At 66.8% G+C, this 15,320-nt stretch carries 10 protein-coding genes; 3 read left to right on the top strand and 7 right to left on the bottom strand.

From position 1 onward, the window contains the following. Window positions 1-18: 18 nt before the first annotated feature. Window positions 19-918, bottom strand: a complete 900-nt coding sequence (locus ACZ6O0_RS03720; RefSeq protein ID WP_465763253.1) for an NADP-dependent oxidoreductase — start codon at window positions 916-918, stop codon at window positions 19-21. Window positions 919-1,004: 86 nt separating this feature from the next. Between ACZ6O0_RS03720 and ACZ6O0_RS03715 the strand changes: the two genes are divergently transcribed. Together ACZ6O0_RS03715 and ACZ6O0_RS03710 are read left to right on the top strand one after the other, a co-directional pair. Further along, on the top strand, window positions 1,005-1,583 hold the full coding sequence (locus tag ACZ6O0_RS03715; RefSeq protein WP_465763252.1) for an HD domain-containing protein: 579 nt from the start codon (window positions 1,005-1,007) through the stop codon (window positions 1,581-1,583). A gap of 1,094 nt (window positions 1,584-2,677) precedes the next feature. Next, window positions 2,678-5,254 carry a P-loop NTPase fold protein gene (locus ACZ6O0_RS03710; RefSeq protein WP_465763251.1) on the top strand — a complete coding sequence of 859 codons (2,577 nt, stop codon included), beginning with the start codon at window positions 2,678-2,680 and terminating at the stop codon, window positions 5,252-5,254. A 266-nt stretch (window positions 5,255-5,520) separates the two neighbouring features. Here the strand turns inward: ACZ6O0_RS03710 and ACZ6O0_RS03705 are convergent, their stop codons facing one another. From ACZ6O0_RS03705 to ACZ6O0_RS03685, 5 genes are all read right to left on the bottom strand, one after another. Continuing rightward, a complete protein-coding gene (locus tag ACZ6O0_RS03705; protein WP_465763250.1) occupies window positions 5,521-7,323 on the bottom strand; it encodes a dynamin family protein in 1,803 nt (600 codons plus the stop codon). A gap of 13 nt (window positions 7,324-7,336) precedes the next feature. Next, the gene (locus ACZ6O0_RS03700) at window positions 7,337-8,353 is read right to left on the bottom strand and encodes a M48 family metallopeptidase (RefSeq protein ID WP_465763249.1); all 1,017 of its coding nucleotides are present in this window, start codon (window positions 8,351-8,353) and stop codon (window positions 7,337-7,339) included. Between the two features lie 12 nt (window positions 8,354-8,365). Next, window positions 8,366-10,432, bottom strand: coding sequence for a dynamin family protein (locus tag ACZ6O0_RS03695; protein ID WP_465763248.1), 2,067 nt, complete (start codon window positions 10,430-10,432; stop codon window positions 8,366-8,368). 885 nt (window positions 10,433-11,317) lie between these two features. Next, complete coding sequence (locus ACZ6O0_RS03690) at window positions 11,318-11,473, bottom strand: hypothetical protein (protein WP_465763247.1); 156 nt, start codon at window positions 11,471-11,473, stop codon at window positions 11,318-11,320. A 1-nt stretch (window position 11,474) separates the two neighbouring features. Further along, the gene (locus tag ACZ6O0_RS03685; RefSeq protein ID WP_465763246.1) at window positions 11,475-12,188 is read right to left on the bottom strand and encodes an alpha/beta fold hydrolase; all 714 of its coding nucleotides are present in this window, start codon (window positions 12,186-12,188) and stop codon (window positions 11,475-11,477) included. 124 nt (window positions 12,189-12,312) lie between these two features. Here ACZ6O0_RS03685 and ACZ6O0_RS03680 point away from each other — a divergent pair, with 124 nt between their 5' ends. Beyond that, window positions 12,313-15,090 (top strand): helix-turn-helix transcriptional regulator, encoded by a 2,778-nt coding sequence (locus ACZ6O0_RS03680; protein ID WP_465763245.1) that lies wholly within the window; start codon window positions 12,313-12,315, stop codon window positions 15,088-15,090. Here ACZ6O0_RS03680 and ACZ6O0_RS03675 read toward each other — a convergent pair. After that, window positions 15,071-15,319 carry a glycoside hydrolase family 95-like protein gene (locus ACZ6O0_RS03675; protein ID WP_465764059.1) on the bottom strand — a complete coding sequence of 83 codons (249 nt, stop codon included), beginning with the start codon at window positions 15,317-15,319 and terminating at the stop codon, window positions 15,071-15,073. The two genes, ACZ6O0_RS03680 and ACZ6O0_RS03675, sit on opposite strands and share 20 nt — an antisense overlap. Window position 15,320: the final 1 nt, after the last annotated feature.

The raw sequence follows: 15,320 nt of genomic DNA, 5'->3' as shown, positions 1-15,320 counted from the left end.
GTGCCCCGACAAACCGCGTCATTCCGTGGCGACGGTGACGATGGTTCTGCCGCGGGCGCTGAACGCGGCGGGGGCCTCGCTGAGGGAGCGGACGCCGGTGACGAGCGGTTTCAGCCGGCCCTCCTGGAGGCGGGTGGCGAGTTGGATCAGTTGGTCGCGGTTGGGCTCGACGACGAAGAAGATGGCCCGGCCGTCGCGGGGGTGGACGGTGGGTGGGCCGGCGATCGTGACGAGCGTGCCGCCGGGCCGGAGCAGCGCGGTCGAGCGGTCGCGGATGTCGCCGCCGATCACGTCGAGGACGACGTCGACCTCGCCGGCGTCCTCCAGGCGTTCGCTGTCCAGGTCGACGAACGTGTGCACGCCTGCTGTTTCGCGATCGGAGGCTCGGCCGGTTCCGATGATGCGGGCTCCCACCTCGCGGGCCAGCTGTACGGCGACCGAGCCGACGGCCCCGCCGACTCCGTGGATGAGGACGGTCTGGCCCGTCTTCAGGTGGGCGTGGTCGAACAGGGCCTGCCAAGCCGTCAGGCCGGAGATCGGCAGCGCGGCCGCGGCGACATGGTCGACGTCAGCGGGGAGCGGGGCCAGGTTGCGGGCCTCCACGGCGGCGTACTCCGCGAGCGAACCGTTGCGGGCCCAGTCGGTCAGCCCGAAGACCCGCTGACCGATCGTGAGCCCGGTGGTGCCGTAGCCGAGCTCGACGACGACACCCGACAGCTCGTGGCCCGGGACACTCGGCGTACGGTCGCGGCCCGCGCGGTCGGTCCACGTCCCCGGCCAGTCCAGCTCGCCGCGGGTGAAGCCGGCCGCGTGAACCTGCACGATCACGTCGTTCTCGGCGGCATGTGGGTAGGGCAGCTCGGTCAGGGCCACTCCGGCAACGCCGGCCTCGCGGTCCCGGACAGTGATGGCACGCATGAAGGGTCCTTCTCCTGCTAGTGGCCCATCATCGTGGCGTCCGAATGGACCAGCCGCGCGGGTCTTTCCCGCCGTACCGTTGAATTATGAACGATCTCCTGTCGGCGGCCTCGGACGTGGCCTCCACCTATCTGTCGCCCGCCCTGCTCAGCCACTCCCACCGTGTCTACCTCTGGGCGTCCGCCTACGGAAGCCGGCAGGGCATTGCGTACGACGCCGAACTGCTCTTCCTCGCCGCGATGTTCCACGACATCAGCCTGGCCCCGGAGTTCGACAACCACACCATCTCCTTCGAGGAGGCCGGCGCCCACGTCGCCCGGGTGTTCACCGCCGGCGCGGGCTGGCCGGCCGAGCGCCGCGAACGCCTCGCCGAGGTCATCGTCCGGCACATGTGGCCCGACGTCGACCCGGCCGCCGACCCCGAAGGCCACCTCCTGTCCCGCGCCGCGGCCCTCGACATCGTCGGCAAGAACCTCGACGACTTCACCCCCGCCTTCCGCACCTCAGTCCTCCAGCAGTACCCCCGGCTAGGCCTGAGCGACGAGTTCCTCACCTGCTTCCAGTCCCAGGCCACCCGCAAACCCGACACCTCCGCCGCCCACGCAATCCACTCCGGCCTCCCCACCAGAATCACCACCAACCCCCTCGACGCCACCCCGGCTTGAGTGTGGCGGACGACTGCCTCGCACTCGCAGTTCGAATGCTTGCCTAGGTGGCTGACCGTGGAACTCGGGCGAGGCCCATGGCGACCTCGAAGCAGAGGTCTGCGTCAGCGAGAAGTTCCTGCCGGAATCTGATCGCCGGCACACCAATGATCGTCGAGTTTGCTTTGAGTATCGCGCTGCACGAGCGCACCTCAGGCGGATGAATCGTTAAGAAACTGGGCAACGACGCGCAGGCCTCCTCGATGTCCGCGGATCGGTACCGGCGCTGCGTCGAGGTCTGCCTGCGCCCGGGCTCGTCGTGATCGAGTACAGCCTCCCAACTTCAAAGGCTCTGAACGAACAATGCGCGGCGTCGGCACTCATCGGCGCGCGCTCTTCGAATTTGCTGCGGCGATGAACTCGACAAATGGGCGACGCAGGACGAACCGTTGGCAAGTGGAGGCCACCGGCGGTTGGCGCTCTATGCGCTCGATTCGGCGGTGACAATCAGGATCCGGCCACATCGAGGCGTGGCAGGTGGGGAGGGCGCGCGGTTCGCGGAGTCGCTGAATCGGGGAATCGTCGACGAAGATCTCCTTCGACATCACACAGTCGAGGTCTTTCCTCGGGGTCGGGCGGGTACACGCGAACCAGGCGTTGACGTCTCAGGCTCCGACTTGAACAGCGGCGCATCCGTCGGAACGTGCTACCTAAGGGGCTCGCGCTCGTGCAGCTGCGGGCAGCGGCAACACGGGCAGGATGCAGCCGTCCGTACATCCTGCGGGACGGACAACAACAAGAACTCCGACGGTGCCGTGGGCTCGTCGGCCGGCCGGTCTTCGTCCCTCTCACGCCAGGTCGTCGCTGTCATCGGGCCGTCACCACAACATCACGCCATCGCGCGCAACTAATTGTCCGGAGCAACCAACACGACCACTGCGGCCTGGCGCGAGCGGAGGTCTGCTCTCGCCGGATCCGGTGCCGTATCGTGTGATGCGGGGGTGGGGGTGATGTCAGAGGCGTCGAGTGCGAGTTCGTCCGCGCGCTCAGGGTCGTTCACCGCGGCCTTGCGGTGGGCCGAGGCATCGGCGGCACTGCGCGGTGCGAGCCGGCTGGTGACGGAGCCAGACCTCTTCCTTGGCGCCTTGCTTGCTCATCCCGACCGGGACGGAGAGGTGCGCCGCCTGATCGGGCACTTCGGCCTTACCGCCCGCGATCTGCTGCCCGACGACTTCCCGAAGGTCACTGTGGACGGTCTTCGGCAAGCGGCCGCCACCGTGGGTGGCAACAGCCCGGCGACCCAGGACAACCAGGTCGCGGGAATCATCTCAGCGGCGGACCGGCTCGCCGGGGGGAGAGTGCCGATCCTCGCTGACCTGGTCGGCGCCCTGCTGTCCGAATCGCAAGGCTTCCGGCAAGCTCTGCAACGCCCGCTGGGGCGATCCGGCATCTCGGTGAGCACGCTCGCCGATCGCTACCGCACCTTCCTCGTGGAGCTGAACCCCCAGCAGGAGGTCGCCGGCGAGAAGCTGGGGCATTGGCTGGAACAGAACTTTCCGCGCCGGCCCGCCAGCCTCGCGGCTTTCAGCAGTGACGGGGTCGACCCGGCTGCCGACTTCGTCGACGTCAGCATCGAAGCCGACGCTTTCGCTTACCTGATCTCGTCCCGCACCCTGGTACCGCCGCTGGCCATCGGCCTGTTCGGTCAGTGGGGCAGCGGCAAGAGTTTCCTGATGGCGAAGATCCGGTACCGGATCCAGAGGCTCAGCGCCTTGGCCGGCGCGGTCGACGAGGCCGGCCTCACTGTCTGGCCCCATGTCGCGCACATCGAATTCAACGCCTGGGAGTACGTCGAGACGAACCTCTGGGCCTCCCTACTGGACAAGATCTTCGACCAGCTGAGCCCGTCGGCACGGCAGAAGCTGTCGGATCGGAGGCGGACGGACATCCTGACGAGACTGGATGACACTGAGAAGCACGTCGCCGAGGCAGAAGAGAGTCTGGAGACTGCGCGGGCCGCTGAGACCGAGGCTGCAAACGTCGTCCGGGACAAGCAGGAGCACCTGGACACGGTTGTCCGGACGACCTCGGAGCTCCGGGACAGCATGATCGCCGGTGAACTCGAGGCCGTTGCCCGGGCCGCGCTAGTCAAGACGGTGGTTGCCATCAGCAATAAGGAGCTCAGCAGCACGGCGACCGAGGAGGTGGCCGCAGGGGTGGCCGAGGTACGGCGCGCCGCGGTGGCGACTCGAACCAGCCCGTGGTTGCAGCGGAAGTTCTGGACTGCCAGGCGAGTCGTCTATCTGGCGCTGGGGGCGGCCGTGGTACCGGCTGTGGCGCTCCTGATGGACAAGCTGTCGGCTCCGGCGCTTACGAGTCTGGCGGCGAGCCTCGCTCCGCTGATCCCGTTGGCGGCTTTGGTGCTCAGGGGCGCGGCAGCCTTTGCCACGAACCAGCAGGAGGCCTTGGCGACGGCCGAGCGGAGCGTTGACGAACAGCTCGCGGAGGCCGTCACAGAGGTCAAGAAGAGTCTGACCATGGCCAACGACGAACTCAGGGCAACGCACGACAAGATGGCAGCGGCGGAGACGGCCGTTGGCAAGGCTCGCGCCGCGCGAGCGGAACTGGAGCGGGAGCGCGATGCCCTGACGGCCGGGAAGGAGCTGGCGAAGTTCCTGGCCGAGCGTGAAGCCAGTGATGACTACCGCAGTCATCTGGGTCTGATCAGCACAGTTCATCAGGACCTGCAGGATCTCACCGACCTGACCACCGATTTCAACCGGGAGACCCCAGCGGCTGCGGGCGGGCCGCCGAACCGGATCGTGTTGTACATCGACGATCTGGATCGATGCCCGCCGAAGAAGGTGGTCGAGGTCCTCGAAGCGGTGCACCTGTTGCTGTCCTTCCCCCTGTTCGTCGTAGTCGTCGCGGTGGACACGAGGTGGCTCAGGTCTGCGCTGCACGACGCATTGCCTGCCCTCGACGCGAAGCCGGACGAGGTCGGGGAGCAGCCGAAGGCGATGGACTACGTGGAAAAGATCTTCCAGATCCCGTTCTGGGTGGAAGATCTCGACAACGATGCCCGGCGGCGTCTCTTGCGCGGCCTGCTGTTGCCATCGGTGGTACCACAGCAGACCTCGGCAGGCGGCCGAGGTAACACCTTGCAGGTTGGGAAGCGGGAGGAAGAGCTCGTCGGCGCGATGCTGACTGACTTCGGCAGCAAGCTCGACCTCGATGCCAGGCAGCTCGCGCTGACCGTGGACGAACTCGCTTTCATCGAGTCGCTCGCACCGCTGATGGGTGGGACGCCGCGTAGAGTCAAGCGCTTCGCGAACATCTGCCAACTGTTGCTCGCGATGGCGCCACCGCTCTCGTCGGACGGCCACCAGCCGACCGAGCGGATGGCCACCTGTTTCATGGCAGCGGTACACGAAGGTATGCCGTGCCTGTCAAGCCGTATCGTCCAGGTGTCTGCGGGTCTGCCTTCCACTCCACCGGCCACCCTTCGCAGTGTCCTCGCCGCGCTCGACCCGGTCGAGCTGACCGTGGAGCGAGACAGGGTGCACGCATGGTTGAACAAGCGGCAGGAACTCGTGACTCCAGGCGCGGACCCCTTCGAATTGACGCCGATGAGCCGATTCCTCGCGCGCTACGACCTGATTCGCCGGCTGACCTTCGGCGCCGGATGCTGATCCGGCCGGGGTCAGCTGACCGACGATGGGTGAAGTAGTGCCGAAAGCTCGGCCTGGCCAGCACTGTGGACGCGGCGGCGTCGCCGCCCCGCAGCACCCGCTACATCGCTCCGAGGTCGGCCGCCACCGAAGATGGCAATGCCGGGTCTACACCAATCCAGTCGTGCCCGATGCGGAACTCATCCGTCGCACTCCTGTACCTCCGTCCGGCCGCTGGCGCTCCATAACGACGGATCGGGCACGGCGACTGTCTGATCTGCGTGCGCTCAGCCGGCTTCTGACCAGAGTTTGGTGCGGGTTTCGTCGACGAACCGACAGGTTTCCGCGGTGTACGACGCGATCTCATCGAACAGACCGGACATCGCCTCGACCCGCCGTTGACTTCCCTGACTCAGTGAATGGGCTTGCTGCAGAGTCGCCAACGATCTCTCGAGGTCGCGCCGATACTGATCGGTGAGTCCCTCGGCCATCTTGTCGGCGAACGTCTGGTAGAGAGCGCGCGTCCGTTCCTGCAACAACTCCTTCACGTCCGGAAGAGCGAGATTCAACCGTCTCTGCTGGGCTGATCCGCGACTCGGCTCCCGGGCTCGCTGAACGAACAGCTCAGCGGCGATCCCGAGCACACCCAACCGGCTGCGAGCCAGCAGGAGACTACCGGTGTCGAACATGTCCCAGGACAGATCTCCGAAGATGGCACTGGCGGCCACGGAGCCGGGCTCGGGCTCCCCGCCGAGACCGGTCAGCAAGGAGCGGATATCAGCCGTAAAGGTGCTCTGTGCGGCCGACACGCTCGCCAGAATGGCCGGCCGCTGACGCGCGAGACATTGCTCGATCGCCTGCCTCAGCACGTCCGCGAGAAAGAATTGGAAGTACTGCTGGACATCCTTGGTGTCGAACTGGGAGATCTTGCTCATGACCTCCGCCTGAAGCCGGTCGACGAATCCCTCCAACCAGTCGATTGCTTCCTCGCCGAGCTCCGCGACGGCCGCTCGCATGTCGGCCTCGGCTTGCGCCGCCGCAGCCGAGAGGTCGGCGCTGTTCGCCTCGTGGCGCGCCAGCGTCTCTTCCAGCGTCGCATGCTCAGCCTGCAAGGCCTGCTGCAACAACGCCGCCTGGTCTCCGAGGTCGTGAGCCATCAGTTCGAACAGGGCACTCGCGCGATCGAGTCGGATCACGTCGCGATTGAGCAGGATCATCTCTCGCAGTTGCTCCCGGAACTCCGCGAAGCCGGCCGCGAGCTCGCCGGCGCGGGCGGGGTTCGGCTGCGGTTCGTACTTGAGGCGGCGAATCTCAGCCAACGCGCTGAGCCCGAACACCGGAGCGTCCGGGAAGATCTTTCCCAACTTGTCCCTGGTCGCCGCGAGGACGCGCACTGCCTCGCCGTCCGTCTGGGCGAAGTCCAGCATGTTCACCACGAAGAACAGCTTCGGAAAGTCCTGGGGTACGACGACGGATTGCAGGAACTGTTGTTCCGTCTGGGACAAGGGGGCCAGCGCGGCGACAACATAGATGATCGCGTCAGCGTCCGGGAGGTAGTCGAACAGGCGTTGCTCGAGGTCGTCGGTCATGTCGCCGATCCCCGGCGTGTCGACCAGGCGCATTCCTTCCAGCCAGTCGACCGGAGCTTCGATCTCGAGATGGTGTACGCCGAGTGGTAGACGGTCCAGAAGCGGCCGCAGCTGGTCGGACACCAACTCGGCAGGGCGCAACTCGACCGTCGCTCCGTCGACCAGCGACGCTCTGACGCTGCCCTCGGAACCGAAGCTGATCTCATTGACGGTCAGCGTCTCGGGGGTGATGTCGGTGGTGACCACCTCCGCGCCCAGAAGCGCGTTGATCAGTGTCGATTTGCCGCGCTTGAAGTCGCCCAGCACAACCAGCGAGAAGGTTCCCGCCAGCCGCTCTCGAACTTGGAGCTCGCGCCCACGCAGGTCCTTGAGTACTCGGTCACCGACCAGATCCCGGAGCCTCTCTGCCTGCGCCCAGGTCCTGAACTGATCCAGCGAGGAGATGATGTCTTGCCGCAACCGATCGACGTCGTAGCGCAGAATCCTCGACGGGGCAGTCACGATAGGCCTCCCATCACGGACTCCGCACCGACGCGCGATTCGGGAACACGTCGATCACCTCGGCGCACAGGCGATCGACTTCCTTCTTGCTTCGCGACGGACCTCCGCGTTTGACGTCCGGCCGCCAGTCGTACAAGACCTCGCACTCCGAGAACAGTCTGAGCGCCGCGATGCGCTTGGGAATCAGTGGGTGAGTCTTGGTCAGCTCCCCGAAGCGCATCGGGTTTCCGGTGGCGGAGACGACCTGCTTGACGTATTCGTCGATGTTGATGTCGCGAAGCCGTGGCCCACCACCGGTGGTCAGCTTCGCCAGGGCGCGCATGCCGACATCGACGTCGCCACAACACACTAGTCCGGCGCGGTCGCTGGTGGTTTCAGAGCACCTACCCCACCGCTTGAGATACAGCAGAAGTCCTTGCCGCAACGCGCCGGCCGCCAGGTTCAGCGTCGCGGTGGACCCGCCTGCCGCCTGCATGACCTGGAGAACCGTGGACGCGGCGGGATTCGCGAGGAACTCGAACGCAGTCTGGTACAGACCATGAAGGTTGTGGATATGACCACATTCGTGGCCGATGACGAACTCGATCTCTTCCGGCTCCATCGCCTCGACCAAGGCGCTCGTCAGGACGATGATCGGTGCCACGTCGGTGGTGGCCATCGTGAAGGCGTTGCAGTCGCCCGACGGCCATACGAACAATTGTGGAATACCGATTCCCAATCGCCTCGCGCATTCCTCGGCGATCGCGTAGATCTCCGGGAATTGACGCGGTCCGATGGCGATGCCGTCCAGCTGATAGAGCTGTTTCTGCAACGGGACGGCCGCCGCCGTCAAGGCATGCGCGGCCGCCCGCAACGGCGTCAGCGCCGCCAATCGCCGGCGCAGTTCATGATCCAGGGCAAAGCCGTAGTCCGGGACGCCGTCGATCGAGTGGCGATCGAACTCCTCGCGTCGGGCTGCGACGTACTCCTTGAAGTCCAGAGCCACAGCGGAAGTAGGATTCGTCGCCGGCGCGGTCAGGGAGTCGTCCATCCTGTGCACCTCCTAGACGCTTTCGATGCGCGCTAATTGGTCAGCCAAGCGATTCGCATTGCCCTGGATGCGCTGCACATCGTCGCGCATGCTGTTGAGCTCTTTGCGCTCCTGCTCTGTCAGGGTTTCGTCGCGCTCGCGCTTTGCCCGGAGCTCCGCCAAGGTGTTGTGGGTGTTCTCCAGCAAGGCCTCGACCTCGTCGTTGATGGTGCGCTTGAGTGCTTCGAAGGACGCCGAGATCTGAGCGGTGACCTTGCTTTCCACACGCTGTTCGGAGAGCTGCTTCAGGATCTCCTGGTGCAGTTGGTTCTTGTAGTTGCGCCGGAAGTTCTTCACGATCTGGGCGCCGAGCAGCCGGCGCGCCGCTTTGCCGCCGGTCAGGAATGCGACGATTCCGACCACCGCCATGATCGGCAGGGTCACCGGGATGGCCAGGATGCCGAGCAGGACTCCCGCGCCTGCTATGACTCCGACGCTGGTGCCGGCGCCCACAGCCGCGCCCCGCCAGCCGGCTTCGCGGTATCCCGACCAGATTCCGCCGAAACCGGTGATGATCGCGGCCGTCGCAAGGACGCCTTCGGCCACGCCCTGCCGTTCGTGGGCGGTGTTGGCCTGGACGGTGTCAAACTGAGCCGATATGCCGCCGAGAACCTCGTCGACAGTCAGTGAGAAGTCGCGAAGCCGGCTCGCTTCCTCCTGTAGACCCTTGGTGATCTCGAGCTCGATCCGCTCGGCGAAGAGCCGGGTGAGGTCCTTCATCGATTCCGTGGTGAGACTAGTCAGCCGCGCGTGGGTCGCAGCAATCTGCTCATCGCCACGTAGGTCCTCCGGAGTGATCGAAGCCTCGTCGATGGCGGCGTCGACTCCGGCCAGCAACTCCTCCGGCAGTTGATCGATGAGGGGCTGTGCCTTGGTGGCCACCGCGGCCGCGCCCGCGTCGATCTGTTTGAGTTCCAGAGTCTTGCGCCGGCGGAGCTCGGCAAGGTCGCGGGTACTGGTCTCGTACGCCGCCAGGAACTCGTCGCGCTTCATCTCGAGGCTCGTCTGGCGCAGCGTCGTGGCATCGAGGACCTCCTTCGCCGAGGCCCGGACGCGGTTCAGGGGAACCTGGATCAGCAGCGGGCCGCGCTCCTCGGTGAGGAACTTCTCCAAGGCCGCTTCGAGCTCCGGGAACTGGCTCACGGCGAGCCCGGCCTCGTCATTGGCTATTTTCGCCTTCAGAGCCGGCCTCGAGGCAACGCCGAAGACCTTCGGTTGCCCGATCTTGCGGGTATATGATCGGAATTCTTCGGAGTCGCGCCCGTAGAGCTGGGCGGCTCGCTCGAGAATGTTCTTCTGCACGCGTTGCTGGACGAAGGTCACCATCCGGCCGACTTCTTCGGGCCCGTCGAGGGTGTCGATGCGGTTGACGACAAAGATGACCTTGGCGAGGTCGCTGGTCAAGAGCTTGTGTTCCAGGAAGTCGGACTCGTACTTGGAGAAAGGTGACTGCGGAACGATAACGAGAATCGCCGCATCGACATGAGGTACCACTGCGGACGTGACAGCGGTCATACTGTCTTCGTCATTGAGTCCCGGCGTGTCGATGATCTCGACGTTGTTCCGCAGATACGGGACCGGATATCGGACGACGGCCTCTTCGATCGTCGACGCCAATCGGGTGGATTCTTCAGTCAGTTTCGTGACGTAGGCGTCCAGCTCGTCGATCCCGATATCGGTTTCCCGGCCGTCTTTGAACCGGATGGTTACTGTCGGTTTCAGGCCATATGTGACCCGGTTGATGGTAGCGGTGGCCGGCAAGATGTCTGTCGGCAGAACGCCGCGGCCGAGGAGTGCGTTGATGAAGGTGCTCTTGCCCCGCTTGAACTCGCCGACGATCGCGATCGAGAAGGTGTCGTTTTGCAGATGCTCGATGGCGTCGTCGATCGGCGCCAGCGAGCGACTGAGCCCCAGGGTTTCGGTGTACTCCCGAAGCCGGGTCAGATCGCTGTTCAAGGTGGCCTGCACTCGCTTCACGTCCACGAAGTCCCGGAACGGCTCCGTGTTGCCCCCCGGGGCATCCTTGTGATGATCAGTCATGACGTTCCCCCCACATTGGAAACGTGGCCGTGTTGCAGAAGTCAGCTCGGTCGCGAAAATCCCGATCGCGATCTTTCCGTTTCACGCTTAATCTGTCGCCGGTGTGGATTCGGTCCTCTCAGCCCATCCATTTGCATGGCTTCGGCGACGGAGATGCGGTAGCTCAGTGCGCCTCCTCCGACGCATCCTCTGCGAGGACGGCGTCGTGTCCGCCGATGCGGCTCGGCTCCTCGGCATCGGGAGGGGTGCCGGGTGCGTCGCCGTCGACGGAAACGCTCTGTGTTTCATGGTCGCTCCGGTGAAGTCCCCCTCCAGCTGCGCTTCCACGACAAATGTGCGCGCCGCGCTCGCGAGCTCATTTCGGCGGAGCTCGCGGCGGGTCGGGAGCAGACGGCAGTGAAACACACCGCAGAGCGTCTGGACCCTCGGCGCTGTCATCGGCGGCGACGGCCCATGGCTGAACCCCCCTCTTGCCATCACTACTCCTCGGCATAGCGGAAGTCAAGGAATTGAATCGAATGAAACGATTGCATGATTTCTGTCCCGTCAATTCGGTGAAATTCGTACTCAAATCCGCGTCGACCGGAAACGGTGGTTGCTGGTCGCGATCTCTCACCGGAACCCCAGCAACGCGTCGCAGTGCGAGATGAATATGCCTGCGGAGTGTCCGGCCCTGGCGCGCGTGCGGTGGCGACACTCGATCAGGGGAACCATGACGATTCGTGTGCACGATCACATTCGCCAGGTGCGGCGGTGCGTTGAGCGCTGCAACGGGCCTGGGCCGGCGGGGATCAGCCGGTCGTCGGTCGCGGCGAGGCACCAGCTGAGCTTCGAGCGCCGGGCCTGCTCCGTGGGCTGGTGGCACTTCAGCCGATCGACTCACCCTTACCAGCCGCGAACGCCGTGATGCGTCACCTCTACGTAGACCTCGAGCGACATGGTCGGGTCCTGTACGACGCTCACCCGGCGGCCGCCGAGCTTCAGGGTCTCGTAGACCCCAGCCATCGAACCATCGACGAACCCGCCGTTGACGAGATCCACCTCACTGCTGTTGCTGTAGTTGTGTCAGGGACTCCACGGCGGTGTGGATGAGGTCGGCTACTGGTTGGGGCTGGGAGATGTAGACGGAGTGGCTGCCGGGGATCTCGCGGGTGGAGGCGCCGGCGCGTTCGGCCATGGCGCGTTGGGCCGGGGGCGGGATCATGCGGTCGTCGGCGGCGACCAGGTACCAGGTGGGCTTGGTCCGCCAGCCGGGTTCGGTGACCGAGCCGGCGAGGGCGCCGACGCCCCACGGGAGCTGGGAGTCGGCCATGAACGCGGCCTCGTCGGCGGGCAGGTCGCCGGCGAAGGACCCGTGGAACTTGTCCCGGTCGAGGAACAGGTAGCCGTCGCGAGGCGGCAGGATCGGCGGTACGGGCGCTCCCGGCGGCGGGTCCGCGATCAGCGTGTTCACGGACTCGCCCTTGTCGGGGGCGAACGCCGCGATGTAGACGAGCCCGGCGACGCGCTCGTCGGTGCCGGTCTCGGTGACCACGACGCCGCCGTACGAGTGACCGACCAGGATCGCGGGGCCGTCGAGCTCGTCGAGGACCTGCTTGGTCGTGGCCACGTCGCCCTCGAGCGACACGGTCGGGTGCTGCACGACGGCGACCCGGTGCCCCAGGGCACGCAACCTGTCGTAGACACCTCGCCATCCGGACCCGTCGACGAATCCGCCGTGGACGAGGACGACGGCCGGTCGGGTGCTGGTGCTCATGGTGTTCCTCCTTGAGTGGTGGGATCACAGGTGACGCTAGGGACGGACGGACCGCCGGGGCATCAGGGATACCCCTCGTCCGCGACCCTCGATCCGGCGCGCGACGTACTGGATGATGACTCTCGTGAGTGACGTATCGGCGGCCGCCTACGGGTTGTTCGGCCGGGAGGACGCTGTGCACGTCATGAGCGACGTCCTGGACCGGGGTGGGAGTGCGGTCGCCATCGGCGAGCCCGGCGCCGGGAAGAGCAGCTTGCTGAAGGTCGCGGATCAGCTGGCCCAGCGCCGGGGGCGGCGGGTGTTGTCGGTGACGCCGACGCAGTTCGACCGGGGCATGCCGTTCGCGGGGCTCGCCGAGCTGGTCGAACAGTGCCCGGACGGCGCCGAGCAGGTCCTTCCGGGTCCGCAGCGTCGGGCATTGGCGGTTGCTCTCCAGCGTGCCGAGTCCGACGGCCGTGAGGTCGACGCCTTGGCCGTGCCGCTGGCTGTGCGCGGCCTGCTGACGCACTTGTGCGAGTCGGAGTCCGTCGCCATCGTCATCGACGACCTGCAATGGCTCGACCAGGCCAGTGTCGGGAGCTTGAGCTTCGCGCTCCGCCGCCTCTCCGTCGGCCCCGACCGGCTGAGCGTCTTGATCGGGACACGACCGGATCCGGGCGCCGGCGCCGACCTGATCCGTTGTCTGCCCGAGCCGGGACGCGAGTTCACGCTGCCTCCGCTGGAGGAGTGGGCGATCGGTCAGCTGCTCCGTAAGCGCCTGGGTTCGCGCTGGACCCCACCGATGGCGGCCGTGGTGGCTCGGGCGAGCGGAGGGAATCCGTTCCTGGCCCTGGAGATCGCGCGGGCGATGCAAGCCGATGTGGCCAGCTGGCGGGGGAGCGGGCAAGCCGGGCATGACCCGGTCTTGCCTGTGCCTCCGGGTCTCGGCGACCTGCTCCGTGAGCGGGTCGAGCGACTTCCGCGTGATGCACGCAAGGTCCTCCTGCTGGTGTCCGCGGCGGGGCGGCTCACCGTGACCCAACTGCAGGGGCTCGTCGCGGAAGCTCGACTCTGGCCGGCCCTGGACGCCGCCAGGGACGCGGACGTGGCGCTCGTGGGTGCGGGATCGGTGGTCGCCTTCACCCACCCGCTGCTGGCGTCGGCGATCTACGACGCGGCGGCAGCCGAGGAACGTCGTCGTACGCACGGTGTGCTCGCGGAGAAGCTCGACGACCCGGTCGAGCGCGCGCGACACCGGTCGAAGTCGATCACCACCCCCGACGAAGCGGTCGCCGGCGAACTGGAACAGGCGGCCGGGATCTCTCGCAGCCGAGGCGCCCAGCACCTGGCCGGCGAGTTGCTGGAAGGTGCCGCGCTGGCGACTCCGTCGGACGTGAGTACCGCCGACAGCTTCCGGCGGTGGCTCCGCGCCGTGGATACGTACCTCGACGCCGGCGACATCCTGTCGGCGCGGTCGGCCCTCGACAACGGGTCGGCGCTGGCCGTCGTACCAGAGCAGCGAGCCCAGGTACTCGCGCGGCGGGCGAGGCTGGCCGACGACCTCAGAGGCTCGCGGGTCCTCGCCGAGCAGGCGTTCCGGATCGCACCGCCGGGGGAGGTCCGTGCGGAGATCCTGCAGACGCTCAGTGAGCAGCATCGGATGGAAGGGCACGGCCGCCTCGCGCTGCGGTTGTCCGGGATGGCGATCGCCGAGGCGGGCGCGGCCGGGCGCCGCGACATCGAGTTGGTGGCGCTGTACCAGCGGCAGTCCATCGAGCAACTGTGGGGGCTGGGTGACCCCCGCCAGACTGTCCGCGAGATGGAGCGGTTGGTCGACGGCGACCTGGACCCGGCGGAATGGGCCGGCGCCCGAGCGTTCTACGCCGCCTGGAACGACCAGCGGGCCGAGCGGATCGTCCGCGAGGCCATCGTGCGGACTGTCGACGCCGGCCGGTACGGCGATCTGTCCAGCCTCTACATCTGGCTGATCCTCGTCCTGATCCGCGCGTCGAAGGTGCGTGAGGCCCAGGCCGCTCTGGACGAGGCGGATCGCTCGGGTGCCTGGACTACGTTGGGCCTGCAGGAGAACATGGCCCGCGTCCTGATCAGCGAGTACGCCGGCGACCTCGACGCGGCCCGCGAGGTGGTCGAGCGTGCGGCGGCGCGAGCTCGAGACAGCGGACTGTGGTACTGGCTGGGCGGCTTTCTGGCGCAGCTCGGCTTCATCGAGGTCTCCGCACGCAACTGGAACGCGGCACTCGGGCCGCTGCGTGAGCTGGCGGAGATCTTCGCGAGCACCAAGCTGGTCGACCTGGAGCAGCTGTTGTGGCCGGTCGACCTCGCCGATGCCGCTTTGCAGGTCGGCGCACTGCAGGACGTCGAGACGGCCATCGTCCTGCTGCGACGCCAGGCCGCGGCCGGCCGGCTGGAAGCGGCGGTGGCCGCGGATCGGTGTCAGGCCTTGCTGAGCGCTGCGCGGGGGGACGTGGACGCGGCGGTGAGCGAGCTCCGCAGGATCGTCGGCGAGCCGGGATCGGAGTGTCCGTTCGAGGCGGCTCGTTCCCGGCTGGCGCTCGGGCAGGTCTACCGTCGCGCCGGGTCCAAGCGCCTGGCCGGGGAAACGCTCACCGCGGCGGCCCGCGACTTCCGGGAGCTGGGCGTCCCACGCTGGGCGGAACGAGCCGAGGACGAAGCCGGCCGGGTGGGGCTGCACCCGGCCACTACGTTGCTCACGGCAACGGAACGCCGGGTCGCCGAGCTTGTCGCCTCAGGACAGTCCAACCAGGAGACCGCCGCCGAACTCTTCGTGTCCGTCAAGACCGTCGAAGCCAACCTGACCCGGATCTACCGCAAGCTCTCGGTCCGCTCCCGGACCGAACTCGCGAACCGCCTGAACTCCCAGCTCACTCCGCGCGGAGGATGAGCGGCTCGTCCCGGGTGAAGGTCAGGTCGGTGGTGACGGAGCCGTAGCGGAGGCGGTGGGTTGCCGTTCGGGACGGGTGGATCCGGGCGTGGTCGAGGCGGCCGCCCCTCCAGGTGATGTCGACGGTGAAGCCGCCGCGAGCGCGGAGTCCCTGGACGGATCCGTTCTGCCAGGTGGTGGGGAGGGCGGGGAGCAGTTCGATCTCCTCGCCGTCGGACTGGAGGAGCATC

Source organism: Kribbella sp. NPDC048837 (assembly GCF_055586945.1).
Note: the sequence above shows the minus strand (reverse complement) of the source record. Positions and strands in the feature narration are given on the sequence as shown.

Coding starts and splice junctions, on each gene's coding strand:
- ACZ6O0_RS03720 (WP_465763253.1), bottom strand. CDS start 918: ATGCGTGCCATCACTGTCCGGGACCGCGAGGCCGGCGTTGCCGGAGTG.
- ACZ6O0_RS03715 (WP_465763252.1), top strand. CDS start 1,005: ATGAACGATCTCCTGTCGGCGGCCTCGGACGTGGCCTCCACCTATCTG.
- ACZ6O0_RS03700 (WP_465763249.1), bottom strand. CDS start 8,353: ATGGACGACTCCCTGACCGCGCCGGCGACGAATCCTACTTCCGCTGTG.
- ACZ6O0_RS03695 (WP_465763248.1), bottom strand. CDS start 10,432: ATGACTGATCATCACAAGGATGCCCCGGGGGGCAACACGGAGCCGTTC.
- ACZ6O0_RS03685 (WP_465763246.1), bottom strand. CDS start 12,188: ATGAGCACCAGCACCCGACCGGCCGTCGTCCTCGTCCACGGCGGATTC.
- ACZ6O0_RS03675 (WP_465764059.1), bottom strand. CDS start 15,319: ATGCTCCTCCAGTCCGACGGCGAGGAGATCGAACTGCTCCCCGCCCTC.